The 26,745-nt window shown below is 38.6% G+C and carries 22 protein-coding genes; 10 read left to right on the forward strand and 12 right to left on the reverse strand.

From position 1 onward, the window contains the following. Positions 1-235: 235 nt before the first annotated feature. From V2145_RS14105 to V2145_RS14115, 3 genes are read left to right on the forward strand one after another with little or no spacing between them, the layout of a single operon-like run. Positions 236-1,750: a spore germination protein gene (locus tag V2145_RS14105; RefSeq protein WP_330987906.1), complete on the forward strand. Its 1,515-nt coding sequence runs from the start codon at positions 236-238 to the stop codon at positions 1,748-1,750. Positions 1,751-1,774: 24 nt separating this feature from the next. Continuing rightward, complete coding sequence (locus tag V2145_RS14110) at positions 1,775-2,965, forward strand: Ger(x)C family spore germination protein (protein WP_094912766.1); 1,191 nt, start codon at positions 1,775-1,777, stop codon at positions 2,963-2,965. A gap of 17 nt (positions 2,966-2,982) precedes the next feature. Continuing rightward, positions 2,983-4,086, forward strand: coding sequence for a GerAB/ArcD/ProY family transporter (locus V2145_RS14115; RefSeq protein WP_330987907.1), 1,104 nt, complete (start codon positions 2,983-2,985; stop codon positions 4,084-4,086). On the opposite strand, the gene V2145_RS14120 is transcribed toward V2145_RS14115, so the two are convergent. From V2145_RS14120 to V2145_RS14150, 7 genes are all read right to left on the reverse strand, one after another. Continuing rightward, entirely contained in the window at positions 4,081-4,260 is a 180-nt protein-coding gene (locus tag V2145_RS14120; RefSeq protein WP_330987908.1) for a hypothetical protein, read from the reverse strand. The genes V2145_RS14115 and V2145_RS14120 overlap by 6 nt on opposite strands. A 133-nt stretch (positions 4,261-4,393) precedes the next feature. Next, entirely contained in the window at positions 4,394-6,109 is a 1,716-nt protein-coding gene (locus V2145_RS14125) for a putative bifunctional diguanylate cyclase/phosphodiesterase (protein WP_330987909.1), read from the reverse strand. Positions 6,110-6,247: 138 nt separating this feature from the next. Beyond that, entirely contained in the window at positions 6,248-7,114 is an 867-nt protein-coding gene (locus tag V2145_RS14130) for a polysaccharide deacetylase family protein (protein ID WP_330987910.1), read from the reverse strand. Further along, positions 7,111-7,572 carry a poly-beta-1,6-N-acetyl-D-glucosamine biosynthesis protein PgaD gene (pgaD, locus tag V2145_RS14135; RefSeq protein ID WP_330987911.1) on the reverse strand — a complete coding sequence of 154 codons (462 nt, stop codon included), beginning with the start codon at positions 7,570-7,572 and terminating at the stop codon, positions 7,111-7,113. Before pgaD ends, V2145_RS14130 begins: the two co-directional genes overlap by 4 nt. Next, positions 7,530-8,786, reverse strand: a complete 1,257-nt coding sequence (gene pgaC / locus V2145_RS14140; protein WP_094912760.1) for a poly-beta-1,6-N-acetyl-D-glucosamine synthase — start codon at positions 8,784-8,786, stop codon at positions 7,530-7,532. The genes pgaD and pgaC overlap by 43 nt, the downstream gene beginning before the upstream one ends. 542 nt (positions 8,787-9,328) lie before the next feature. After that, the gene (locus V2145_RS14145) at positions 9,329-9,658 is read right to left on the reverse strand and encodes a hypothetical protein (protein WP_330987912.1); all 330 of its coding nucleotides are present in this window, start codon (positions 9,656-9,658) and stop codon (positions 9,329-9,331) included. 40 nt (positions 9,659-9,698) lie between these two features. Next, on the reverse strand, positions 9,699-10,295 hold the full coding sequence (locus V2145_RS14150) for a hypothetical protein (protein WP_330987913.1): 597 nt from the start codon (positions 10,293-10,295) through the stop codon (positions 9,699-9,701). Positions 10,296-10,522: 227 nt separating this feature from the next. On the opposite strand from V2145_RS14150, the gene V2145_RS14155 reads away from it, so the two are divergent. Next, positions 10,523-11,674 carry a hypothetical protein gene (locus tag V2145_RS14155; protein WP_330987914.1) on the forward strand — a complete coding sequence of 384 codons (1,152 nt, stop codon included), beginning with the start codon at positions 10,523-10,525 and terminating at the stop codon, positions 11,672-11,674. A 186-nt stretch (positions 11,675-11,860) separates the two neighbouring features. Next, a complete protein-coding gene (locus V2145_RS14160; RefSeq protein ID WP_330987915.1) occupies positions 11,861-12,427 on the forward strand; it encodes a DUF4261 domain-containing protein in 567 nt (188 codons plus the stop codon). Between the two features lie 57 nt (positions 12,428-12,484). On the opposite strand, the gene V2145_RS14165 is transcribed toward V2145_RS14160, so the two are convergent. Continuing rightward, complete coding sequence (locus V2145_RS14165) at positions 12,485-13,183, reverse strand: hypothetical protein (protein WP_330987916.1); 699 nt, start codon at positions 13,181-13,183, stop codon at positions 12,485-12,487. A gap of 161 nt (positions 13,184-13,344) precedes the next feature. Further along, entirely contained in the window at positions 13,345-16,437 is a 3,093-nt protein-coding gene (locus tag V2145_RS14170) for an efflux RND transporter permease subunit (protein ID WP_330987917.1), read from the reverse strand. A gap of 207 nt (positions 16,438-16,644) precedes the next feature. Here V2145_RS14170 and V2145_RS14175 point away from each other — a divergent pair, with 207 nt between their 5' ends. The 5 genes from V2145_RS14175 (at position 16,645) to V2145_RS14195 (ending at position 23,312) form a co-directional block, all read left to right on the forward strand. Next, positions 16,645-17,496: a TetR/AcrR family transcriptional regulator gene (locus V2145_RS14175; protein WP_330987918.1), complete on the forward strand. Its 852-nt coding sequence runs from the start codon at positions 16,645-16,647 to the stop codon at positions 17,494-17,496. A gap of 263 nt (positions 17,497-17,759) precedes the next feature. Further along, positions 17,760-19,472 (forward strand): methyl-accepting chemotaxis protein, encoded by a 1,713-nt coding sequence (locus V2145_RS14180; RefSeq protein ID WP_330987919.1) that lies wholly within the window; start codon positions 17,760-17,762, stop codon positions 19,470-19,472. Between the two features lie 135 nt (positions 19,473-19,607). After that, positions 19,608-21,320, forward strand: coding sequence for a methyl-accepting chemotaxis protein (locus V2145_RS14185; RefSeq protein WP_330987920.1), 1,713 nt, complete (start codon positions 19,608-19,610; stop codon positions 21,318-21,320). 428 nt (positions 21,321-21,748) lie between these two features. Then, positions 21,749-23,002 carry a C40 family peptidase gene (locus V2145_RS14190; RefSeq protein WP_330987921.1) on the forward strand — a complete coding sequence of 418 codons (1,254 nt, stop codon included), beginning with the start codon at positions 21,749-21,751 and terminating at the stop codon, positions 23,000-23,002. Positions 23,003-23,093: 91 nt separating this feature from the next. Next, a complete protein-coding gene (locus tag V2145_RS14195; RefSeq protein WP_094912749.1) occupies positions 23,094-23,312 on the forward strand; it encodes a hypothetical protein in 219 nt (72 codons plus the stop codon). Positions 23,313-23,414: 102 nt separating this feature from the next. Here the strand turns inward: V2145_RS14195 and V2145_RS14200 are convergent, their stop codons facing one another. From V2145_RS14200 to V2145_RS14210, 3 genes are all read right to left on the reverse strand, one after another. Further along, positions 23,415-23,867, reverse strand: coding sequence for a GNAT family N-acetyltransferase (locus V2145_RS14200; RefSeq protein WP_330987922.1), 453 nt, complete (start codon positions 23,865-23,867; stop codon positions 23,415-23,417). Positions 23,868-24,082: 215 nt separating this feature from the next. Then, positions 24,083-24,208, reverse strand: a complete 126-nt coding sequence (locus V2145_RS14205; protein ID WP_256993394.1) for a hypothetical protein — start codon at positions 24,206-24,208, stop codon at positions 24,083-24,085. Positions 24,209-24,396: 188 nt separating this feature from the next. After that, a complete protein-coding gene (locus tag V2145_RS14210; RefSeq protein ID WP_330987923.1) occupies positions 24,397-26,400 on the reverse strand; it encodes a sensor domain-containing protein in 2,004 nt (667 codons plus the stop codon). Between the last annotated feature and the right edge of the window lie 345 nt (positions 26,401-26,745).

Consider the following 26,745-nt stretch of genomic DNA (forward strand, 5'->3'; position numbering starts at 1 on the left):
TATAGATACACAAATATTACAATAATCAATGTCATTTTCTTCACGGCTTCTATGCAACTAATAGCAAATAGCGCAGACCAGATTGAACACTAACTTCCCCTGTCTCCTTCCGCTTTACTTCCTACACCTATTCCTTTACCTATAAGCAATAAACATTTTCTTTTTATACATATTATTGGTTCATAAGAAAAAACTAGAAATACGAACAAATTTATTGATTGGGAAGGTAGAGAAAATGCCTTACGGACGCTTTTTTAAACGAACTAAAGAGGAAACTTCGCCAGAGGCACCAGCGCTACAACCTTTACATAATCGTTTAGATGAGAACGTAGAGAAGTTAAAAATAGCGCTCGGAGACAGCTCAGACTTATTTATTCGCTTTATACATTCACCTCACAACGAAAAAATAAAAATAGCGGTGCTCCACCTTGATGGATTGGCTGATGATGCGATTGTAAACGAACATGTTATTAATCCTTTAATTCAATGGGCAAACGCAACTAAAGAAGCTAATTCGTTGGAGTTAGAAGAAAGCGTAAAAGGCACTTTGGCTGTTTCTCAGCTAACTATAAAAGAAGACTGGGATAGCTTTCTTTCAGCAGTTGTCTCAGGAGATGCAGTTGTCTTGTTAGATGGATGTTCTAAGCTGTTCATTACCAATACACAAAAGCTACAGTCTCGCGCAATAACGGAGCCAACGACGCAAACGGTTGTGAAAGGACCAAAAGATTGTTTTACTGAAAGTCTAAGAACCAATACGTCCTTAATTCGAGCTAAGATCCAAAACCCTTGTTTACGATTAAAAAGCATGAAGATTGGGAAAGTGACGCAAACGGAAGTGGCTATTATGTACATAGAAGAAATAGTAGATAAAGCCATTCAACAAGAAGTTGAGAAGCGACTAAAAAGAATTGATGTAAATAGTATTCTTGAATCAAACTATATTGAAGAATTTATTAAAGATGACAGCAAAACCATCTTTCCTTTAGTCCTAAGCACAGAACGGCCTGATGCGGTAGTAGGAAATTTACTCGAAGGTCGCGTCGCCGTTATTATCCAAGGAACGCCTTATGTGTTAATCACACCCGTTGTTTTTTCTCAGTTCTTTCAATCACCTGAGGATTACTATCAAAATTACTATATTAGCTCTTTTATACGATTGTTAAGATTTGTTGCCTTCTTTCTGTCGATGTACGTTTCGTCTATTTACTTGGCGTTAATAACTCATCATCACGGACTTATTCCTACTACGCTGCTGGTAAGCTTAATGGCTCAAAGAGAAATTGTTCCCTTTCCGGCAATCGTGGAAATTATCCTGATGGAATTGGCATTTGAAACGCTTAGAGAAGCTGGTATTCGAATGCCAAGGGCGATCGGCCCAGCCGTTTCAATTGTAGGAGCACTAATCCTAGGTCAAGCAGCCGTAGACGCAGGGTTTGTATCAGCAGCTGTCGTTATTATCGTAGCCATTTCTTCCATTAGTAGCTTCACTCTTCCAAACATCAGCATCTCTAGCGTAGCTCGTGGCTTTCGATTTATGTTAATTTTAGCGGCTTCATTTATTGGGCTATATGGCATTCTGCTCGTGACGCTGTGTATCTGGCTTCACATGAGCACGTTGCGATCATTTGGTATTCTGTATTTTAATCCGTTTGCTCCTTTTAACTTACAAAAACAAAAAGATGGCCTACTTCGTTTTCCTTTGCCATTTCTGTTAAAAAAACCAAATAAACCTAAGCCGATTAAGTAACGCTTGCTTAAAGGAAGTTTTCATATGAAAAAAAACCATTTATTTTTATTGATTACCATAATTTTATTCCTGACTTCAGGCTGCTCAAACTATTTAGAACTAAATCAAGTTGGAGTAATTATAGGCGTTGGCCTTGACCAAAATGATGACCCTAATGAGCCTTATCGAGTAACGTATCAAGTTCTTAATCCAAGTGGTTTAGCTCAAGGGCTTTCTAGTGCAGACACAGGCTTGGCCGTTGTGAATTATACGGTGACGGGAGAAACCTTGCTTGAAACCTCGCGAAAAGCATCTGCCATCATTCCTAGAAGAAGCACCCTGACTCACATGTCACTCGTTGTCGTCAGTGAGAAACTAGCACGAAATAATCTTGACTCTCTCTTTGATACGTTAGATAGAAGCAAACAGGGACGAACAAGTTTACCCGTGTTTATTGCTCGAGATAGTACCGCTGAACATGTGCTTAATGGTGTTGAACCTTTTGAAATCAATCCAGTGAAAAGCATTATCAGTACCAGTGAAAATAACCAAAAACTGTACGGAGTCTCTAATAATATGCTCGTATACGATGCCATATCTGCCCTTTCAAGTAAAGGAAAGGATTTAGCAATTCCAGGTCTCAACATACACAATGATTCTCCGGAAAGCAGTCGAGCAAGTAACTTAGAAACAACCAACCCTTCCGTTATAGAAGTAAATGGATTAGCTATGTTTAAAGAAGGAAAACTAGTCAGGTGGTTAGACGGTGAAAAAGCTCGAGCGGTTCAATTCATTACTTCAGACATAAATAGTACAGTAGTTTCAATTCAATGCAAGCAAGGAAATATAGGTCTAGGGATCAACCGAGTGAAAAGCGAAATAAAAACAGACGTACGTCAAAACGAACCCATTATTCATCTAAACTCAACGATGACCGGTGAGATTTTAGAATCATCATGTGCAGCCGATTTAACGGATCATCACTTATTAAATCGTTATGAAAAGGAATTTGAAAAAGAAATAACAAAACAAATTAAGCAGACTATTGCAATTGCCCAAAAAGAAAAGTCCGATATTTTTGGATTTGGTGATAGTTTGGCTCGTACACACCCAACATACTGGCACAAACATCAAGATAATTGGCGCAACTTATTTTCGAATGCCAAAACGTCAATTAAAGTTAACGTCAATATCACAAATACAGGAATGCGAACGAATTCCTATGAGGCAGAGTAAAAGGAGATGAGAAAACATTGATAAAAACAAAAATTGATGGCATCCAGCTCTTTTGTCTAATGGTGGTTTTTATGCTAGGTAGCGCTCTTTTGTTAGACATTGGAAAAGGAGCTAAACAGGATGCTTGGCTCGTCCCTTTATCAGCGTCTTTTTTTGGATGCCTTTTGTTTCTAGTGTATATTTATTTATATAAGAAATATCCTGAAAGCCCACTAACAGAGTACACAATTAAAATTTTCGGGAAGTATGTAGGAAGCATTATAAGCTTCTGTTACGTTATTTATTTTATTTATATTGCTTCCAGAGTACTAAGGGACTTTGAAGAGTTATTAACGAGCACCACCTATTATCGCACTTCCATTGTGACAGTAGGAATTTGTATGATTTTTGCCTTAATTTACGCCATCTGCGTAGGGATAGAAGGATTCTCCAGAGTAACGTGCCTCTGCTTTTCTATTATTTTAATTACTTTTTTAACGTTAAATAGCCTATATATAATAGGCGGTTATATAAAAGTTGAAAACCTTCAGCCTGTACTTGGAGGTGGAATTAAGAAAGTGTGGAAAGAGCTATTTCCTCTTGGCATGACGGTGCCTTTTGGAGAGCTTATTACGTTTACAATGATTCTCCCTTATTTAAATAAAACAAGTAAAGCTCTAAAAGTTGGCCTGTTCGCAATTGTAATCAGCGGTCTTTGGTTATCCTTTAATGGACTTGTCCTTACATCTGTATTAGGAGCAGATACGACTCTTAGATCTACCTTTCCTGCATTTACGGCTGCTAGCCATATTAATATCGGCAATTTTATTCAGCGCCTTGATACGTTCATTATTGTTCTGATGGTTATGCTGGGGTTTGTTAAAATCGCCATTTATTTCTTTTGTGCGGTCATTGGGGCCAGTGGCTTATTTCGAATAAAAGCTTCACCTCCATTTATTTACTTTATTGGAATTATTATTTTTTTCTCTTCGCTAATGATTGCCCCTAGTTATCAGGCTCATATAGCGGAAGGGTTGAAAGTGGTGCCTTACTTTTTCCATTTGCCTTTTCATATTGGAATTCCACTTCTACTACTAGTTACGGCTTATATCAAGCAAAAAATAAAGCCAGCAGCTTTATAATTCGGGTGGCTGCTGGCGTTTCATCGTTGTGATAATACTAACAATAACAAAGAGAAAGAAAAGTAAAAAGATGAGCAAATAATCTTCCCCTATGCATGTTTTTAAATGATACCTAAGATTATGAAGGAATTGAAAGATACTATTACCTTGAAGAATATCAATCCATGAACTCATTAAAAGCACCCCAAGGCAAATTAATGGAAAGGAAAGTAGTTTAGCCATATAATCACGACCTATCTTTTTTATATAACATGTGAAAGATAGCTAAGGAATATGCAACTCTCATTCACTCTAGCATGAGTTACACTTATCTTAATAACTCGCAAATTTCTCCTGGTGTTAGAGGCTTATAAAAGATGTACCCTTGCCCAATCTGACAGTCTTGTTTCGTTACAAACTCCAGCTGTTCCTGCCTTTCAATTCCTTCAATCGTTAATTCAAAGTTAAGCTGCTTTCCCATTTGGATAATGGTTTGAACAAGCACTTTTCCTACTTCATCCAATTCATCAATAAATGATTTATCAATTTTCAGCGTATTAATTGGCAAATATTTAATGTAGCTAAGTGAAGAATAGCAAGTTCCAAAATCGTCCATTGCTAATTTTACACCGAGTTCTCGTAAAGGGATAAGTACTTTATTTAACTCTTCACTATGCTGAATGACGTTTTCCGTAATTTCCATTTCAAGAAAGCCTGGACTAAGCCCCGTTTCTCTTAAAATAGCTTCAACTTCCTTCACAAATTCAGGTGATTTCAGCTGAATAGGCGATACGTTTACGGCTATCTTCTTCATTTGTGAACTCATGTCCGTCCAGATTTTCATTTGCTTACAGGCTTCTTCTAACACCCACTTCCCAACAGGAACAATCAAACCTCCCTCTTCTAAAATAGGTAAAAATTCGTTAGGTGGAATCACTCCATATTTTTCACTGTTCCAACGAATTAAAGCTTCTGCTCCGATGACTTCAGATGTTTTCAAATCGATTAAAGGCTGATAAGCGAGCTGAAATTCATTTTTTTCTAGCGCATGCTTCAGTTCATTTTCCATATTTAGCGCCTTCATCATTCGTTGGTTGGATGAAGATGAACTTAGCTCATATGTATTTCGTCCATTTCGTTTTGCTACATACATTGCCATATCTGCTTGCTTAATGAGCTGTTCAATTAGTTCATCTACCTCTTCAAAAGCAGCTTGCTTTTTGCATTCTTTTGACAACAAGCTAATGCCAATACTTGTCGAGGTAAAAAACTTATGGCCATTCAAGAAAAATGGTAGCGCCATTTCCTTGACAATTTTTTCAGCCATTTTCTTAATTTCTTCGACTGTATGCAGGTCTTGCAGAACCAGTATAAACTCATCTCCTCCATGCCTTGAGACAAAGCTGGAAGAAGGAACACAGTTTTCTAATCTTTCGGCGACGCGTCTAAGCAGTACATCTCCATAATAATGACCAAGCGTATCGTTAATTGATTTAAAACGATCCAAATCTAGAAATAAAACTGCTACAAGTTCAGGAAACTCATCGGCTATGAAAAGCTTTTTTAGCTGTTTGTTCAACCAGTAGCGATTAGGCAAATTCGTTAACGAATCATAATAAGCCAGCTGCTTAATTTTTTCTTCATACAGCTTACGCTTCGTTATATCATTCCGAATAGATACGTACTGATACGGCTCTCCATTTTCGTCTAAAAAAGGAACGATGGTTGTATCTACCCAGTAGAATGAGCCGTCCTTTGCTTTGTTTCTTATTTCTCCATGCCATACATTACCCGAGCGGATGGTTTGCCATAACTCTTTAAAAAACTGCTTTGGGTGATAATCAGAATTAATAATACGATGGTTCTGGCCGAGGAGTTCATGCCTTTCATATTGGGAAGTTTTGCAGAATTTATCGTTTACGTGGTTAATAAAGCCTTGGCTATCTGTAATTGCTACGATGGATGATTCATTTAACGCTAGCTCAATATCATTCACTTTTTTTAACGTTTCTTTAAACTTACGTTCAAAATTATTGTTTTCCATCACTTGTACACCCTTCTTAAAATTAGATTAATACAATAAAACCCACGAGAATCGTGGGCTTTATATAATTTAATTTATAAAGAACAACTGTCTTACCTTCAGTCGCTGCTACTTGTCGAAACAAGCATACGTTTTATTCTATGACTCTTGACGAAGTAGCCACGGAACAATAAGATCTTGAAAGGTCTTGTTGTATACTACAATTCGATTTAGATAATAGGGATCGTTCTCTTTCGTAATCACGTGCGGTGCAAGAATAGCCGCATGCTTAAACCCTGCATCTTTTACGACCTTCGCTACGTCATCATTTGTATTACCGTACGGATACGCAAAGTAAACCGGATCGATTCCTAGATGCTGCTTAATGGTTTCTTTACTTTTACGTAAATCTTCACCAAATGCACTGTATTTATTAGGAGTCAAAAATAAAGGCTTATCCCCTTCTAAGTGATGCATATCGTACGTATGGGAACCAATAGTCGCAAGACCACTGTCTGTCATTTCTTTTAACTGATCCCATGAAGCCATACTTAAGTTTTGAAAGTCCTTCGCTCCGACCTGCCCTGCAATGACATACAGCGTAAACGGAATGTTTTCCTTCTTCAAAATTGGAAACGCATTTTCATACACCGTCCGGTCAATATCATCAAAAGAAATCCATACGCAGCGTTTTGGAAACGTACCTTTTTGCTGATACTCTTCAATATCTGCGGGACTTACAAACGTCGCATCTAATTGCTTGAGCTTTTCTAACTGTGCCTCAAATTCGGTACTGAAGACGCTGTACTTGGTCAACTCGTCAGACTTGGTCATCGATTTAGCGACTCGATTAAACCAATTGTGCTTACGTACACGATGATAGTTCAGTCCTAAACATCCATTTGTTTCGAGCTTGTTCTCTAAAGTTGTTGATGACGTCGCTTCTGCTTCCCACTTAAGGGCTTTGAAAGAAAGAAAGCCAATTATCACCGCAAAGATAGACATTAGAAACAGATATTTCTTCATGCATATTTCCTCTCTTCAGTATGTTTTAACGGATTTACATCAAACTCAATGTAATGCGCATTCTGAAGAGCTCGAATTTGATCTTTAGACAGTAATTGAAGATTTTCTAAGTCTTTTAGACTTGTATTTGACGGCATTTTTCGCCGAGTTAAATGACCAAACTTTTTTTTATTGTAAATTCTCCATAAAAATAAACATAAGAAAAAGAAGGCAAAAACGATAAGGCCAAGGACTAAAAATGTTCGAACTTCGCTGTTCGTTGTTTTAAACGCAATTTTCATTACGCTACTGTAACGGTCATTTACACCGATAATAGCTGAAAGAAAGAACCAAACAACCCCTCCACAATACAACCAAAAAACAGATGAAATAATTACGCTTATTACAAATCGAGGAAGCGGCTGCTTAGCTTGAATTATGATTTGCTCTTCGTCAAACCTCGGTCTGGACTGCTCCATGTAGCATAACCTCCCTTCACGCGAGATTTTATAGCACGAGGAAACGCGCTTACTACTACAATTGCATTCACAATCCAGTAAAGAGCTGGATACCAAGCTGCCCAAGCATAATATCGCTTAACGTTGTCATACTTCGAATCAATTTTTAGCGCAATAAGCAGTTGAATTAAACTCATAAACACCAAGGCAAACGAAGTAAATGTAAACCAAAGAAACATCTCTTGCGGACTGCTTGCTGTAAATAGAAGCACTAGCGTTACAAAAAGCCACGAGAAGGACCAGATTGTACTTATCCACTGCTCTAAATATACAATCCAAATTCTGCGTTGTTTCCATTGAAACAGTGCTCTCCAATGGCGAAGCATAACCTCTTGTCCACCTTGAGCCCAGCGAACACGCTGTTTCCAAATCCCTTGCAAGGTTTCAGGCACAAGCATCCAGCACAATGCTCGTGGCTCATAGCGAATATCCCAAAAACGCTGCTGGAGCTTCCAGCTTATTGCAATATCTTCGGTAATCATATCTCGATCCCACAGTCCAACATCTACCAGTGCTTTCTTTCGAAAGGCTACGACTACGCCGGAAACAGTCATGATTTTCCCTAAAATACGCTGAGTTCGTTTAATCGAACCAATAATAGAAGAATACTCAACTAGCTGAATTCGACTTAGCAGCGTATTGCGGTTTCGAATACGTGGATTTCCAGTAACGGCACCTAAGCGCTCTCCTTTATGAAGAAAATGATACATTAAATAATAAGGAGCATCTTTATCTAAAATAGCGTCAGAGTCTAAACAAATCAAAAACTCAGCTTTTGATGCGTGCGCACCCAAGTGCAGCGCGTTGGCTTTCCCTTTATTTTCGTAGAGCTGAATGACGCGAACCTCAGGATGTTTTTTACTGATTTCTTTTAAAATATCGGCTGTTCCGTCGGTACTTCCATCATTAATCAGAATAATTTCTTTGGATGGGTAATCCAACGCTAAAAGATGATGCAGCGTTTCGCTAATCGTTTCTTCTTCGTTATAGCACGGCACGAGAAAGCTAACCAAAGGCCAATCTATTGTTGACACATCAAATTCAAGATCTCGGTCACGATAGCGTATGTAAATAAGCGTACCCGCAATCCAAAATAAAGACATGATAAATGGATACCAGAAAACAAAGCTTGACAGCTTCTCAAATCCAGGTACCAATACGTGTTGTATATTCATTCCTTTAACTCCTTTTAACTAGTAAAAATTGCACATGTTGACTATTGTAACACTAAATTAGTTTAGTGGAACATACAAAAAATGGTTGTTGCAATAATTGAGTCAAAGAGAATTATAGTACAAAAGAATCAAATAGTAAAAGAATGAAGACTCCAAGTTGGTTATCAAGAGGTGAATGATTAAGAACTTATGCTAAAGGGAGAAAGTTTGCTTGGCAGTACTTATTTCGGCTACTATATTGTTATGTAATAATAACGACAATGGGTTTATTTACATAAAATCATTGAATGGTAGTTATGGACAGAAGGGGGTACTTGAGTATTACTCAAGCCTTTTTGAAGAAGAGATTACTTATAGTCCTATCGGGCGTTACCTCAATAATAGCTTTCGGCTCTATATCATTAGCGTATTTAACCAAAACAAAGTTTAACCTAACGGCTTCGGTTGGAGGATTTGTATTAGCAGTTTAAAAACAATTCAAAAAACAGCCTAAAAATTTCACGTCTTTAGATTTTTAAGCTGCTTGAATGAAAGTTATTTTGTTACCATTCTCTCCACTCTTCAGTTATATCTTCTTCTGTTTCTAAACCAGCTAAATTAGCCGCTTCAGTAATAAACTCATACAACTCTTCTCTTTCTATCGTCTCAATGAAATAATCAAACTCTTCATTTAAATCATTTAAGCTTAGCACTACTCCTTTCACGCAGCGTAAGATGTCTTGTTCTACACCTTTAGCATCTTTTAATTGGTTTAAATAAAGGTCTAGGACTTCGTCTGTCGCTTGAATATTCTCTACCGTGAATAGCTCGTCTTCTTCCATTCGCTTTTTCCACTCTACAGTTGGTTTACTGCTTTTTAATTTCCCCACCATGTTATGCCCCCTTATTCACTACAAAATGAAACCTATTTATCTACATGTCGTCAACTAACGTAACCAATTCCAAAATTGGCTTCACATCATTCTGTCCTTCGTAAGCTTTAAACTGGATATCTCCAAGTTTTGTTCCGACATCAAACTCACCGATTAAGCTATCAAGCATAATGAAGGCAGCACCGATAAAGTTATCGTCCTCTTCTCTGTAGCCTTTGATATACATCACAATATCTAAACAATCTAGTTCTGAGTTATGTTCAGACGTAAAGAAGACGTCTTTTGTTTCAAGAACTACATCTTCAAAACACACCTCTTGTTCACTGGATCCCCTCTGCCTGAATGCAACGATTTCGAATTGATCAAGTGAAGGAGCTGCTTCTACAAGCTGCTGTACGGCTGGGAACGCAGGAAGCATACCGTCTGCACTGATGATAAACTCTCTTTTTCCTTCTTTTAACTCGACACCGAACTCAAACGTTACTTCTTTATGATACTTTGACAGCTGTACGCCTAGCTTATTAAACAATATCTCGTAGCTGTTTTCATCCAGCTCAAAATATGCTTCACGATTTTTTTCAAACCAAGACCAAAATTCCGCTGCTGTAATATTTCGCTTAAATAGATTTTTTAACATAGAGCCTCCTAGACGAATGATAGATTTTGGTGATTTTTTATTATTTGAGTTTGAAAATTCACATCTTTTAGTTGATGACAAACACCATTTTTTTCATTACAATTGTAATATTACTGTAATATTTATTGAAATTAAACACATTTTTTCTAGTAAGTTGTAAATTTATCTCCATGCTCATTTAATGAAACAAAACAATCAAACTATAAACTCACATAAAAGGTGAAGACATGAAAAAAAAGGTGCTTATACTGAGCTTGTCAATGTTCGGATTATTGTCCACAAATACGTTTATACCGACCAAGGTGCTGGCTACAACTGCCGTTGAGCCAAATGAAAACACCGCTCCTGAAGAGGACTTGGACGTACTGTATGAACGTGTATATGATGATGGCTATGCGCTGGGAGAAAGCGATGGGTATAGCGGTGAAAAATACATAAGCCTTGACGGGAATAACCAGCTTGCAGCTTATCCCTCAGAAGCTGCCCAGTGGTTCATGCTAGGCTATTCGGTTGGCTTTGAAAGCGGAAAGCGAAGCAAAACAGACGAAGAAACGGCTGAAAAAGAAGCTGACTATAGCGCTGGTGAAAAAGCAGGATACGAAGTTGGAATCCAAGACTATGAGAACGCGACAGTCGCTTATACGCCTCTTACTATGAAAAGCAAGTCGGATGACTGGAACGAAGGCTTCGCGTTTGGCTATGAAAAAGCCATTGAAACGATGAATCTTTCCGTCAAAGCAAAAGAAGAAGGTTACCAGCAAGGCTTACAGGATGAAGCGATGTCAGTACCAGAACTGTATGCCGAAGATCCTATGACGCAAAAAGCATTTGAAGAAGGTTTTCAAAAAGCCATGAGCGAAAAAGAAGCGGCTGAAAACGCGCAGCATGAAAAAGACGGATACAAGCTTGGATACAGCATGGAGCCGCTCGTCGTTCCTGATGGACTTACGCCTGCAGCCACTGAATCATTTACAAAAGGCTACAAAAAAGGTGAAAAGAAACGCTTAGAAGATGTGAAGATGGAAGGGTTTAATGCTGCTTTTCTGAATGAAAAGTACAAAGCACCAAAAGTGTATGAATCGAACGTTCAGCTTCTAGAAGTCTACCAACAAGGCTTCGTTTCTAATAAAAAAGCTGCCAAGTTCAAAAAACAAGCGTACCAAGACGGCTGGAAGTTAGGCACCAAAATGGATGTCCCTGCTGCCTATAAGAAAAACAAAGCGGCGGTGACAGCGTACAAAGAATACTATCAGCTTGGACAAGAAAAGCAAGAAAAGACGGTTTACGACGTGTTGATTGCCCTCGGTGTCTTGCTGAGTGGAATTGGATTGTTCCGCGTGGTTAGAAAGCGAAAGAAAAAAGGAGATTTTTCTGCTTAGCTTTTTTAGAACGCTATTACGAATGGATAAGGAAGTGTTGTTATGACTGAGGTACAGGTCATTATTGGCGTTCCCGGAACGTGGAAAAATTGAACGGAGTTAATACAAGCTGTTGCTTCTAAAAGCGATGGCTACTTACTAGCTGGTGATATTATTCATTGTGCGAAAAAGAACGTTGGCTTCCAAGTGGAAGTATATGAACATGATCCACAGCTAGTAGAAGCATTTTCGTATGTAAACGATGATCAGCTAATGAAGCAAATAACTGATCATACGTTTACCGCTTACGTAATCGCTACGGTAAGTGACTTTGAAGAACTTAAAAATGTTGTAGACGTAGGTGCAGGATTAGTAAAAGCCGGTGGTTTAGCTGTTAAAATTGAAACATCCGGAACTATACATACAAAAGAAGAATGGAAAGAACTCGCTCGTAACCAAGAATATTTCCCTATATACTCCCATTTCGTCATGTTAGTTGGCAATGAGGAAAGCTACTTTTCATGTGGGATGAAAGCCTTTGGATGCCCGGATGTCATCACTTCTTCTGTTCTTCCGCCTGAAGAGGCAGCTGACCTTCTCAATAACTTTAATTTATATAGTTTGATAGAAAAGCCAGCGTTTAAGAGCGGGCAAACGTTTAGCGTTGAAGAAGGTTCCGCCCTCTACCGCATTCAGTGTCTAGAGGATTTTCGATATGAAGAAGACGACCTTTTCTTTAATCCGTTTGGTCTGGTTGAATTAGTAGCAGAATAAAAAAATGGAGGTGTTCGGTACACCTCCATTTTTTGTTATTCACAATGTAATGTTTAACTATTGTTCGTAATAATACGCTTTTACTCCTGGATAGTTTTTTCCTTTTTCTTCGCACCACTGGACAAACCCTTCTTTTCGTTCCTTCGTAAAAGCAGTCCAATTCTTTAGTAACTCTTTATAGTGCTGCAGTTCAAGCTTCACATTCTGTTTAACTTGTAGGTCTTGAACGCTAGCATTTAGCTCATACGTTTCCATAATTGTGTTAGTATCTTCTTGTAAATCTCCAAGGTATAGATCTTCTGATAGGTGGTGAGTAGAATACCAAAGCGAGTCGATGTTTAAGTCGATTAATTTCACTAAGCACAGCTGTTCACTACTTCCACCAAGTTCCCATGCTTTCTGTAAATACTCTCTACTTTCTTCGCTCTGAAAAAATAACCCGTGCCACCTATACGGTCTTGAGTCACTAGGAAAATGCTCTATCCATTTGGAGAGAATGGGCTTTAAAAGATGTTCTTCTAAAGGATGTACGAGTACGAAGTGAACGTCATCTGAGTCTTCCAACAAAGTACACAGCCACAATGCAAAGTCCATTTGATCTTCATCATTCCACTTGTTTGCTTCCTCAATGAACAAAGTAAGCTCTTTGAAGCTCTCTCTTCTCAGGCCTTTTTCTTTTAACATACAAAACTTCTTAAACAGAGGATACTCATTTAAACGATCACTGTTTAAAAGCTTTGTTTCGATTGGTTCCATGTAGTCACGCTCCGCTTCTTGCTACCGGCTTTAGAGATAGTCAAATAAACAAACGACCCTCTTCTTAAGGGAAAATTATACAATCTAAATTACTAGAAAGATAGTAGTTTTTGAGTTAACGTTCCAACAAAAAAGCGCCCCTCGGACAGGGACGCTTTCTGTTACATTGCTTCTTCTTCAGCTGCTCGACGGTTTTTCTTCAATAGCTTTGATAATGCTTCATATACAATTGGTACAATGACTAGCGTTAACAGCGTTGAGGATGTTAAACCACCGATTACCGTGATGGCTAAGCCTTTTGAAATTAGACCCGCTCCACCTGCACCAAATACCATTGGAGCCATAGCGCCAATCGTTGCGATTGCCGTCATTAGAATTGGACGCAGTCGTGTTGACCCTGCTTCAAGAATCGCGTCACGAATAGACATGCCCGCGCGTTCCATTTCAATGATGCGGTCTACAAGCACAATGGCGTTAGTTACCACGATACCAATTAACATCAGTAGTCCCATCATAACGGATACGGAAATGGTTTCACCTGCAATCCACAGTCCAACAAACGAACCGATAACCGCGAACGGTAATGAAAACAAGATTGCAAATGGTGCTAAACCTTCACCAAACGTTACCACAAGGATAAAGTAAACGATCAGAATCGCTGCCAGCATCGCTACGCCCAGCTGCGTAAAGGATTCCTGCATATCCGCCGCCACTCCCGCAACGTCTACTTTTACACCGCTTGGTAAATCGATATCGTCAATCTTTTTATCGGCTTCAGCTGTTGCTTTTGATACGTCGTCACCGACAACTTTACCCGAAATTGTTGTATAGAATTCCCCTTTATTACGAGCAAGCGTCGTATAGGTTGTTCCTTCTTCTACCTCCACAATTTCAGATAGAGGCATTGGGGTTCCTTGAGCCGTTGGAACTTGTGTTTCCAATAATTCATCCATTGATTTTGGCTCTTTTTTTGCATCGCTTTGAACCGTAACGTTCACTTCTTCTCCGTCTTTGTTAACGGTTGTCAGCACGTCACCAGCGTTTTGGGCCGACAGTGCTCCTGCAATTTGTGCCGTTGTTAATCCATATTGTAGAAGCTCTTGTTGATTCACTTTCATCATGTGTTCAACATATGGATTTTCAAAATCAGACTTGACGTTTTCTAATTCATTTACGTCTTTTAATGCTTTTTCAACGTCTGAAGCTGCTTTATTTAAATCGTCTAAGTTCTTACCGTATAGCGTATAGCTTACTTCATCAGACGACATGCCGCCCATACCAAAGTCTTGTGACTTCCATTCACCTGACTGGTCAAGGTTTGTTGCATAGTCAAGGACTTCTTCTTTTACGTCAGCAAAGTTCTTCACATCTTCGTCAAAGAATAAGTACATTAACGCTCCGCTTCCGCCCCCCATCATGACTGCTGATGCGTCTGTGCTTGTTTCGTCATTAATTGAGAACTGAATCGTTTCTAAATCATCACGCTTCATGAAATGCTCTTCAACTTTTTCAACGTTTTTGAGCGTTTCTTCTTTGAGCTCACCAGCTGCTGGCGTATACGTTAAGTACACTACTTTTTCTTCTTCTGATCCTAAGAAACTAAAACCAATGAGCGGTGTTAAAGCAAGTGATCCTGCAAGCAGAACAACCGCGACTAGAGATGCAATGATCTTATGATTTAAAACTTTTCCTAGGAAACCTTTATACCAGTTTGCTAGTTTCCCGCCTTCTTTATGCGCTTTTACTTCTTTTTCACCTGATAAGTTCTTACGGAATAAGAAGTGAGACAGCGCAGGTACAATTGTAATGGCAACCAGTAGGGATGCTCCTAATGCGAATGCCATTGTTAAAGCAAACGGTCTAAATAATTCACCAACCATACCGCCAACAAACATAAGTGGTGCGAATACAGCAATCGTTACGAGCGTAGACGAAAGAATTGGTTTAAACATTTCAATCGTTGCTTCACGGATTAACGCCCGGCCACGAAGTTTTTCATCGGACAGATTCATGCGTCGGTAAATGTTTTCCACTACGACAATAGAGTCGTCAATAACACGACCAATGGCTACCGTGATAGCTCCTAGCGTCATAATGTTTAATGTAATATCAAGCCAGTTTAGCAGCAGTAGTGCCATGAAGATTGAAACTGGAATTGAGATAATTGAGATAATCGTAGATTTGATGCTGCGCAAGAACAGCAGGATGATGATAACCGCGAATAAACCACCGAATAGTGCTTTCTCTACCATCGTAAATACGGATTCTTCAATCGGTTCACCTTGATCTAGCGTTACATCAATCGCTAAACCGTCAATCTCTTTTTCTTGATCTTTAATTAAATCTTTCACAGCATTAACGACTTCTACGGTATTTGCTTCTTGCGTCTTCGTAATTTGAATTGAAATCGCATCTTTTCCATTTGTACGCGAGATAGATGGTACTTTACCAACTGTTTCAATGGTTGCAATATCCCCTAGTTTCACAAACGGACTTTGATTTTGAGCAGTTGGTGTAACTGGAATTAACACTTCTTTTAAGTCTTCAATCGTTGTGATATCACCATCGAGTGAAACAGCTTCTTTCCCTGTTTCAAATTCTTTTAAGCCGAGTGATAGTGACATGTCGCTTGCTTGAACCATTTCTTTGACTTTATCTTCTGTTAAGCCAAGCTCTTTCATTTTCTCTTGATTGTAGACAAGGTTTACTTCTTCAATGTGTTGACCTGTGAGCGTTGCGCCCGCTACACCGTCAATGTTTTCAATTTTAGGAAGAACTGTATCTTGTACTGTTGAAGATAAATCAACAATGTCTTCCTTATCGCTGCTAATTGATAACGCAACAACCGGCATCATGTTCATGCTGATCGCCATAACAGATGGCTCTTCCGCATCTTCCGGCAGCGTGACGTTATCAAGAGCTGCTTCTAGCTCACGCTTTTTCTCATCCATATCCACCCCGTACTCATATTCGATTTGAACCTGAGATACGTTTGCAGATGAGTTTGAGTAAACAGCCTTCACATCTTCCAAGCCTTCGATGTTCTGTTCCATCGGTCTTGATATGTCTTCCATGACCTGTTCTGCCGTCGCTCCTGGATAAACGTCCATTACGATTAAGTAAGGAACAGAAATATCAGGTATGCTTTCCATTTTCATTCTCGTTCCAGCATAAATACCTGATACGGTGACAATAATCGTTAACAACCATACGGCTAACTTATTCTTTAAAACGAAATTAACTAACCCCTTCAATAAATAGCACCTTCCTTTTTGCTTAAGTGTTATGCATTCGGTATAATTTTTTAAACTGACTGGTCAGTCAGCACAAAATCAACTATAATTGTCCTAGTGATTATCTGTCAACTATTTTGATAAGGAACGAAAAAATATCCATAACGAATTAAGAGGTTTTGGTCTCTAAAAATTCGGGAAAACAAAGTGTTTAAGGAGGGTTCTTTCATGAATGAGAAAGATACACAAATCATTGAAGCTGGAATGAAGTTATTTGCAACTAAAGGATTTTCAGCAACCTCTGTTCAAGAAATCGCAACAGAAAGCGGTATTTCAAAAGGATCGTTTTACTTACATTTCAAATCCAAAGATGATTTATTATTAGCAATCTTACAGCATCAATTTGCAATAATTAGCCAAGCATTCGATAAGCAAACAGCGACCAACCAGAGCCCTCGCGAAAAGTTTATTCACCAGCAGGCTGCATGGTTTTCTCACTTTATTAATCACCGAGAATTTTTTATTATGCTTGCAAAAGAGCAAGCTATACCGCGAAATGAAACGGTTAAGAAGCTACTTTTTGAAAAGCAAATGGAAGCACACCGCTATTATCGTCAAAGCATGTTAGATATTTATGGTGCTAATATAGAAGACTACTCGTGGGACTTAACCTTTTTAATCGACGGAATGATTCACTCATATATGCGCGTTATCTTGCTGTCAAATCAAGACGTAGATTTAACTAAGCTCGCAAATTTTATTCTAAGCAGGATGGATAGCATCGTAAAGGATATTCATAACGATCCCCCCCTACTCACGAATGACAAAGCAAACGAACTATTATCTCGCTTCCTTTTTGATAATGAAACAAACCTTGAAAAGATTGTAGCCAATTTAGAAGAAGAAATTCAAAAGCTAGACGAAGAAGAGCTGTTCATAACGCTTCAAGTCATTAAAGAAGAAGTAACGAAAGAAAAGCCGCGAATTCCTGTCATTCAAGGAATGCTTTCAAACTTTGATGATTATCCTAGCCTTCATCATTATCGAAACGTTATTTTAGGCTATTATGCAAACAAATAATAAATCTGAACATCTAGTCCCCTACCTTTACACAGGTAAGGGACTTTACTCTTTTTTTATAGGTATTCCTTATTCACTACTGTAGGTTTCTTCTATTTATCTTTAGAAGCCATTAAATAATCTGTTTCTCCTCCATCTTCGCTTCGTGTTTAGTCTACTCGCAAAGAATATGACATTTTTCAATCGCTTTTTAAACACTTCTCTTTCTCTACCGATATAGTAAATATACTGAATTAAAACTAAATAAGAGAAGAGGAAAGACAATGAACTGGCTACACAATATGAGAACGTCCATGAAGCTAACAACGCTAATTGTAATAGCAGCTCTAGCATTGGGTATTGTAGGGTACATTGGATATGATAGCTTAGCGAAAACAGCCCGCGGCGGGGAAATTATGTATAGCGAGCAGCTTATTCCAAATCAGTACATCAATGAAATCCGTACTGATAATCGTGCATTGGATTCTTATACAATTGAGCTGATGATGACTACTGTAGGTACGCGAAAAAGAGAGCTCAATGATCAAATTAAAAGAACATTACAAAATCAGGAAAATACTCTGAATCTGTTATCTAACACTAAACTTCCACCTGAACAAAAAAAGAAGCTTCAAACGGTACAAGACAATATGGTACAGCTTCGCAATGCACGCAGTGAAGCTATTAATTTCGCTATTCAAAACCGCAATGAGGAAGCCTATAATTTATTTCTCTCTCAGGTTTCTCCACTTCGCAGTGTAACAAACAAAGAATTAGAGACATTACAAAATCTAAATGCGACGCAAGCAAAAGTGATTCATGACCAAAATGAACAAGATCTTCAATCCACGAGTCAACTACTTTTATTTGTATCTATTGGAACTATTATTCTATTAATTTCTGTAGGTGTCGCCATTACTCTGTTTATTACCAAACCGATTCACGCTTTAAAAGATACTGCCTTACTAGCGGCAGATGGTGATTTCACTCATAAAAGCACATATCGAGCAAAAGATGAGATTGGTATTCTCACAAACGCCGTGAATCAAATGATGGACAATACGCGTGCAGTAATTGGGAAAGTAAATACAACCGCTGAACAAGTGGCAGCTTCCGCTGAAGAATTAAGTGCAAGCTCACAGCAAAGTACAAGCGCCAGCGAGCATATTTCAACACTCATGCAGGAACTTGCAAGCGGTGCAGCTTCACAAGTTGGCAACATTGAACATGGAAATCAAGTTATTAATGATATGATTTCATCAACCAATAGGGTTCACTCTCACGTGACAAATGCTGTGGGCACTGTAGAAAAGACGGCTTCTATGTCGCTGCAAGGACGCTCAGCTATCACAAAAGTAAGCGAACAGATGATGTCTATTAATGAAAAGGTAAACGGTTTGAATTCCGTATTCAAAAGTTTAGCAGAACGCTCAGAGCAAATTGAACGCATTAACGAAGTAATTACAACCATTGCAAGCCAAACCAATTTGCTTGCTTTAAATGCAGCTATTGAAGCAGCTCGTGCGGGTGAGCATGGAAAAGGATTTGCAGTTGTCGCTTCAGAAGTCCGAAAATTAGCAGAACAATCTGCTCATTCTGCTGAACAAATCTCATCTCTCATTTCACTTATTCAGCGTGAAACATCTGAAACAACCGAATCAATTGAATCGGTATCAAACGAAGTAAAAGAAGGAATGAGTATTGCAACTGAAGCAGGTACATCGTTTACCACAATCAATGATGCAATTATGGACTTAGCAGCTCAAATTCAAGAAGTAACGGCGAGTATTGAAGAAGTATCAAACGGAACCACAGCAGTAACAAACTCTATCATTCAGGTAAAAGCCGTATCGGAACAAGCGGCTGGTAGCACGCAAAATGCATCCGCCGCCACACAACAACAACTCGCTTCAATGGAAGAGATTACGGATTCAGCTAACTCTCTTGCAGAGCTAGCTGGAGAACTCCAGGAATCCATTCGGCATTTCAAAGTATAACGGCCACCCGCTTTTGCGGATGGTTTTTTTATTTATCCCGACAATGTTTGATGACTATAAATTCTCAGGCAAATAGTCCGATATATATAGTAGCTACACTATGCATTTAATTTTATTTTCTAAAGGAGAAAAAGGATGAATATTCTTCGTAATTTAAAGCTTTCATTGAAATTTTTCATTTTACTTACCATAGCCTCTATTTCTCTCATCATTGTTGGAACAATTGGCTACTTGTCCACCCAATTTACTGCTCGTGGGTCTGAAATTATGTATTCGGAACAATTAATTCCAAATAGTCTTGTTCAACAAATCCAGACCAATAACCGTGCTCTTGATACGTTTGTTTTAGAAATGATGGTTACAAAGGAACCAAGGCGTAACGGAGAACTAAATGCTCAGATTACTAGCATCCTTCGCACGCAAGATAAGAACGTAGAAAAGCTTAAAAAGATTAAGATGTTACCAGAACAAAAAAAAGCATTAGCATCATATGAAGAAAAGCTTAATGAACTGCGTGAATTACGCAATCAGGCAATTGAGCTCGCCACTGCAAATAAAAATGATGAAGCATATGAATTATATACAAGCGAAGTAGCCCCTGTTCGTAGTTTTGCCAACCGCTATTTAGCAACGCTTCAAGAATTAAACACACAGCAAGCTGAAGTTATCTATAAACAAAATCAACAAGATGCTAAGGAAGCAACCAATTTAACAGTGATTGTGTTAGGTGTGTCTCTCCTTCTGTTAATGACTATCGGTACCTTTATTGCTCGTTTAATTGCACAGCCCATTCGAGAATTGCGTACATTAGCGTTACAAGCAGCGGACGGCGACTTTACTGTCAAAAGCACTTACAAATCAAAAGATGAAATTGGTGTTCTGACAAATGCATTCACAGATTTGATTCAAAATACTCAACGCGTCATTCACACTACCAATATGACGTCTGAACAGGTAGCAGCCTCTTCTCAGCAGCTTAGCGCCAGCGCTCAGCAAAGCACGGCAGCAAGTCAGCACATTTCAAGCGTGATGCAAGAATTAGCTGATGGTGCAACGCAACAAGCAAGCTCTGTTGAACAGTCACTGCAAGTTATTGAGAATATGGCAATGTCCTCAAGCCTTGTATATGACCACATCGACAAAGCAGCTGCAACAGCTAAAGAAGCCTCAAATCTATCTGCAGAGGGTAGTACAGTCATTCAAACGGTTAATACACAAATGAACTCAATTAACGATACGGTTATTAGTTTATCAGCCGTTTTTCAAAGCTTAGCTGAGCGCTCAAACGAAATTGAGCGTATCAACGAAGTAATTACAAATATTGCTGGTCAAACAAATCTTCTGGCGCTAAATGCAGCAATTGAAGCTGCTCGTGCCGGTGAACATGGGAAAGGATTTGCAGTTGTTGCCGCTGAGGTACGTAAGTTAGCAGAACAATCTGCTCAGTCCGCTGAGCAGATTTCATCGCTTATTACGCTTATCCAGCGTGAAACACAGCAAACAACCGAGTCCATTGACTCCGCTTTAGAAGAAGTAAAAGAAGGTATGGACGTGACGACAAAAGCCGGTACGTCGTTTGCCACGATTAACAAGACCATAAACAGCTTAGCAGCTCAAATTAAAGAAGTGACCGCAACAGTCGAACAACTATCAATCGGTACTGCCCAGGTGACACAAGCTATATTCGAAGTAAACGGCGTTGCTGAAGAAGCAGCAAGCAGTACGCAAAATGCAGCTGCAGCAACCGAAGAGCAGCTCGCTTCAATGGAAGAAATCACTTCTTCTTCCACCGCTTTAGCAAGCCTTGCACAAGAACTTCAAGAATCAATTCAACGATTCAAAGTCTAGTAAAAAAGGCTCGGACATAAGCAATCCAGCCAATGATAAACCTGAACGGTTGAGAGTTCAGGTTTTTTGTTGATTGAAAAAAATCTTTGGAAATAGGATGAAATGGCGCGCAGGACACTCGACTCCCGCGGGATAAAGAAGGAAAACTGAGATTAAGCAGCGCAGCGAGGAAGTTCAGGTTCCTTCCTGAGGAAAGCGAGTAGCCGTAACCTAATGGAACAAACTGGTTCTGACAACGTAAAGAGGGGGGAAACGAGAGTGTTCGCCTTTTTGGGGATTTATTTTGTTATGTCTCACCTTCTTTTTATTTTCCAGTTTAATAGTTCTTTTATCTTATTTTACAAACCATTTTATATAAGTCTATTATCCTTTCCGATTCTCTTCCGATAAGAAATATAGATATTTAGAACGATAAGGAGAGAATCAAAATGAAACCATATAAGCCTTTATTAGTTGCAACACTTAGCGCTGGCCTTTTAGCTACACCGCTTTCTTCCCTTTCATCATCACCCGAACACGTAGAAGCTACTGAGACAGCATCAGCTCTACTTACACAAAAAGCAAAAGAAATGCTGGGTGCGCCTCATGCAACAGGAGGCGAATCGCTTAAAGAAGGGTTTGATAGTTCAGGACTCGTACAGTATGTTTGGAAGCAAGCAATTAATGTTAAGCTTCCACGTACATTACTAGAGCAATCAAAGCTTGGCGAAACCATTTCTCGTGAAGAAATTAAGCCTGGTGACTTAATATTTTTTAGCTCACAAGAAAATGGAAGCATAACAAGCGTAGGAATTTATGTAGGAAATGGTGAGATGATTTACCCTTCCCCTTCTAAAGGAAGCGTAATTCAGCAAGATTTCGCAAATAGTTCGTTTTGGTCACCGAAGTTCGTGACCGCAAAACGAATTACGTCTTCACCTGAAATTGCTAAAGAAGATCCGCTCGTTGCAGAGGCTCTTAAGCTCATCGGAACACCTTATGTATTTGGCAGTGACTCTATTGAAGAAGGTGTGGACTGTTCAAGCTTTGTTCAGTATGTGTTTGAGCAAGCTAAAGGTGTTTACCTGCCACGCTCAACTGACCAGCAGTGGAAGATAGGAACTGAAATTCCTAAAGAAGATATGCAAGTTGGAGACGTTATTTTCTTTCAAGATACGTACCGCGAAGGTATCTCACACGTTGGAATTTACATTGGAGGCAATCAGTTTATTCACGCTAAGCGCAGTGAAAACGTCGCAATTGACTACGTTTCAAACAGCTATTGGACGTCTAAATTTGCGGGGGTTCGACGTTTTGAAGGGTTATCCCTACCGAAAGAAGGTCCCGTTGTATCCATCGCTACAAAATATATCGGAGAAGTGCCTTACTTAAGCGGCGGGACAACTCCTGATGGATTTGATACCGGTGGATTTGTACAGTATGTGTATAAAGAAGCGTTAAACGTGGACTTGCCTCGCTACGGAGCAAGCCAGTGGAACGTAGGGACACCAGTTGAGAAAGAAAACCTTCAACCTGGTGACATGGTATTTTTTAAAGCATCCACTTTAAATCCAGCTATTTATATCGGCAATGACTACGTTGTTCACGTCACACCCTCAAAAGGCGTAACGGTGACGAACATCAAGGCAGATAGCTATTGGGCACCTAAATACTACGGAGCAAAGCGTATCCGAGAAAGTTAAAAGTTCTTCTAGAAATTTGAATAATCCCTCTAAAGATGGTAAATTTTTTAATAGGAATATCTATTATACATAACCACTAAGGAGCTTTCTTATGACCGAAGCAAAGAAAAGCATGTTTTTAAGTATTATTTATGCCGTCATTATTTTAAGCGTTTATTTTTTTAATCTGCCGCTGTGGATTGCGTTAGTCATTCTAGCAGTTATTATCGCATTCGAGCTGTTTTCAGCTATTAAAAAAGGTGATAAATTCAAGATGAGTATTAACGCTGTGACGCTTGGGCTCATCATATTAGCAGCGATTATGCTGTAAAAAAACATGAAGAGATCTATTCTCTTCATGTTTTTTCTTATGTTTATTTACCCGTAATAATACAAAAGGAGCTAGGCCAGTGCCCAACTCCTCTTCTCATTCCTAACGTGCAATATATTTCACAACCGCCATTTCACGTCCAAAGCGGTCTCCTTCATCAATGAACCCAAGCGATGCATAGAGGTGGTGCGCTCTTTCGTTGCTTGGATGATAGCCCACCACTACCTTTGTTACGCTTGAGAGCTCTTTCATCTGTTCAAGCATCAGTTCAGTGGCTAACCTACCAATTCCTTGCCCTTGAAAATGCTGGTCAATCATAATGCGATAGACCCAGTGGGCATCAAGCTCTTCCTTGACGGAATTATACATTAGAAAACCAACGATTCTATCTTCAAAATGAATAGCATATGCTTTTAAAGTTGGCTCAAACCTAGACTGTAAAATAGAAACCGCGTTGCTTTCCATAAACTCTTTCTGCGATTCCATCACTTCTAGTTGGCAACATTCATACCAATTCTTTTCATTAATTTCGACTAATTCAATAGATTGCTTCATTCTTTGTTCCCCTTTCATAATAAGGGAACGTATACATTTAGGCAGACGTTCCCTCCTGTTTCATTGCAAAAATAACAATATACGTATTTGTCATAATGAACGCCTCCTTTACAAAACTACATTTATTTTAAATATTCAGACTAATAGTAACATAGATAACTATTTTTTAACAGTTATTTTAAATTCTCATCTGCTTTTTTAATAACCTGTCCCTTTCAACCCACTGATTCAATTGGCGGTTGATAGCGCGACTGCTTTAAGAGATAGTCTAAATATATATCCAAGTCAAACTGATCCTCTGTAATAAAATCCTCTAACGTTAACTCATTCTTTTCCTTCATTTTTCTCTCTCCCTTCACTGTTTTTTCCGAATATTTAGTTGTTTAAACTCATTATGAAGGTTTTAACAGAAAAGGGAAATGCTTTCTACAAAAGCTCCTATAAAGATATAAAACTTGACACATTCACGCCATTCGACAGCATTAGCATAAAAAAGCAAGAAGTCCTTGTACTTCTTGCTTTTTATTCTCTATTCTAGCTGTTCATCATCGTATACCGTAACGTTATTTTTGCCAGCACGTTTTCCTTCGTATAGAGCAATATCAGCGCATTCAATCAGCTCTTGTACCGTAGTGCCATCCGTTGGATACATCGCAACTCCAATGGTCGTGGTAACGTTAAGCTCATATTTATCTACTTGCCAAAGTTCTTGAAGGTTCTCTTGAATACGCTGGATAAGCTTATGCACTTGATCTTCTTTTAGTGGGTTGGTATCTTGAAGCACGATGATAAATTCGTCACCGCCAAGTCGATAAATAGCGTCTGTGCTGCGAATCGTTTTTTGTAAATGCTGGGAATACTTAATTAAAAACTCATCCCCTACTTGATGGCCATACGTATCATTAATTTGCTTGAAGTTATCGCAGTCTAAGAAGAGCAACACGAATCCTGGTGTTCCTTTACTAATGGCTTTGTTTACGTTTTGATAAAGCATTTCACGGTTCGGAAGTTTCGTTAGCCCGTCGTGAAAAGCTTCAAAATGGAGCTGGTTTTCCATATGCTTGCGCTCCGTAATATCCGTATGCACAGAAATATACTCAACGATATCACCCTCAAGGTTTTTCAACGGTACCACAGCTTTATACACCCAATAAATCTGACCATATTTATTCCGATTAGCCACTTCTCCGCGCCACACGCTTCCTCCTCGAATGGTACGAAGAAGCTCTTCGTGTTCAGTGTTAAGCCCCACATCTCCATAGTATGAACCAATAGCCTCATCTTCTGAATATCCGGATATATCAACAAACATATCATTGACGTACGTAACGTATCCTTTTTTATTTACCGAAACGACAATGGCTGATTCATCTAACGCATGCTTCATATTTTCAAGATCTTTCATCGTTTTTGTTAACAGCATTGTTGCCTCGGTTTCTTTCGTATGGTCCTGTAAAACAATGAATAATCCGGTTACATTTTCGTCCACTACGATTGGAACAATACTATAGGTTACAAACATCTTTTCGCCACCCTCATTGCGCATCGTAATTTCGCCTCGATGGGTTTCACCGTCAAAAATATTGGAATGTTTATCTGTATGAAAAACAACGCTAAATTTTTTAATAAGCATGTGATAAGATAAACTTTTTAGCTGCTCAGCGGAATGGCCGGTCATTTTTTCGAGCGCCTCGTTTACTTTAATTAGCTGTCCGTTTAAATCAACAATACACACTCCGCTATTGTGGTGCGTAAAAAGCGATTTATATTTTTCTTTTCCTTTTTCAACCTCTGCTTCTAGTTGCTTTAGAGGTGTAATGTCACGGTAAATCGACGAATATGCTACAACTTCTCCTCTAGAATTATAGATGGGTGAATAGTTAATCGAAACGGGAATTGCTTGTCCATCCTTTGTGATTCTCATTTCTTCATTAATTGTCATCGATTGTCCTGCTCGAACTTTTGCTGGAACCGTTTGAGATTGATAACAAACGTCTTTTGAAAGGACAGGAAGTTCAGAATGCTTCATTCCAATTACTTCGCTTCTATTGAAACCAAACATATGCTCAAAAGCTGCGTTAACACGTACAACGGTTTCATCCGCTGAAAAGATGATGATGGTATCGGAGGTGTGTTCTAGAAATGATTCAATTAAAGCAAAATTTTCTTCTTTTTCACGCTGGTTATTGATGTGACTCGTAACAGCTAGTATATACATCGTTTGCTCTTCTTGATCCCATATTGGCGTTAATGCTGTTTCATATGCTTCTTTACTCTTGTTAAAAATGTTCACATCTCGATACGTAGTCGGTTCTTTTGTTTCTTTGACAATTTGATAGTAATGCACAATATACTCATATAACCCTTTATTGGTAAGCTTTTTTAGAGGCTGTCCAATCAGTTCTCGTCCATAAATTTCAATAGCTGATTGGTTCATATTTTTATAATAAAATTCGTCTTCTCTTACTTCCATTAAAAATACAAGTTGCTTCATATTATCAAAGAAAAACCGAAAAGATCCTTCATTATACATAATGTTCCTCCAGTAGTTGTCTATTCGTGACACTTCTCTAAAAATAGTCGAATTTAAAGTACAATAAAACAAAGACAGTTCCAATAGATGCCTAGAATTCTCGCCTCTGTTTCTAATACTTTTTTCTTATTATACAGATTTTCAGACGATTAGACGATATATTTAATTCTTAATACCTATGTTTTTTCCTTTAAATTCAATTTTATAATTCTTGATTTAGCTACATACTAATTACCTTAAACTATAAAACTATATAAAAAACATGTACTGTTTGTCGAATTTCTCCACATCTATTGGTACCAAAATAAATGCCTAAAAGGATTGTAACTGCACATTTGGTGTTCA

Origin of the sequence: Priestia sp. GS2 (assembly GCF_036409025.1) — a bacterium.
GTDB classification, from domain to species: domain Bacteria; phylum Bacillota; class Bacilli; order Bacillales; family Bacillaceae_H; genus Priestia; species Priestia aryabhattai_A.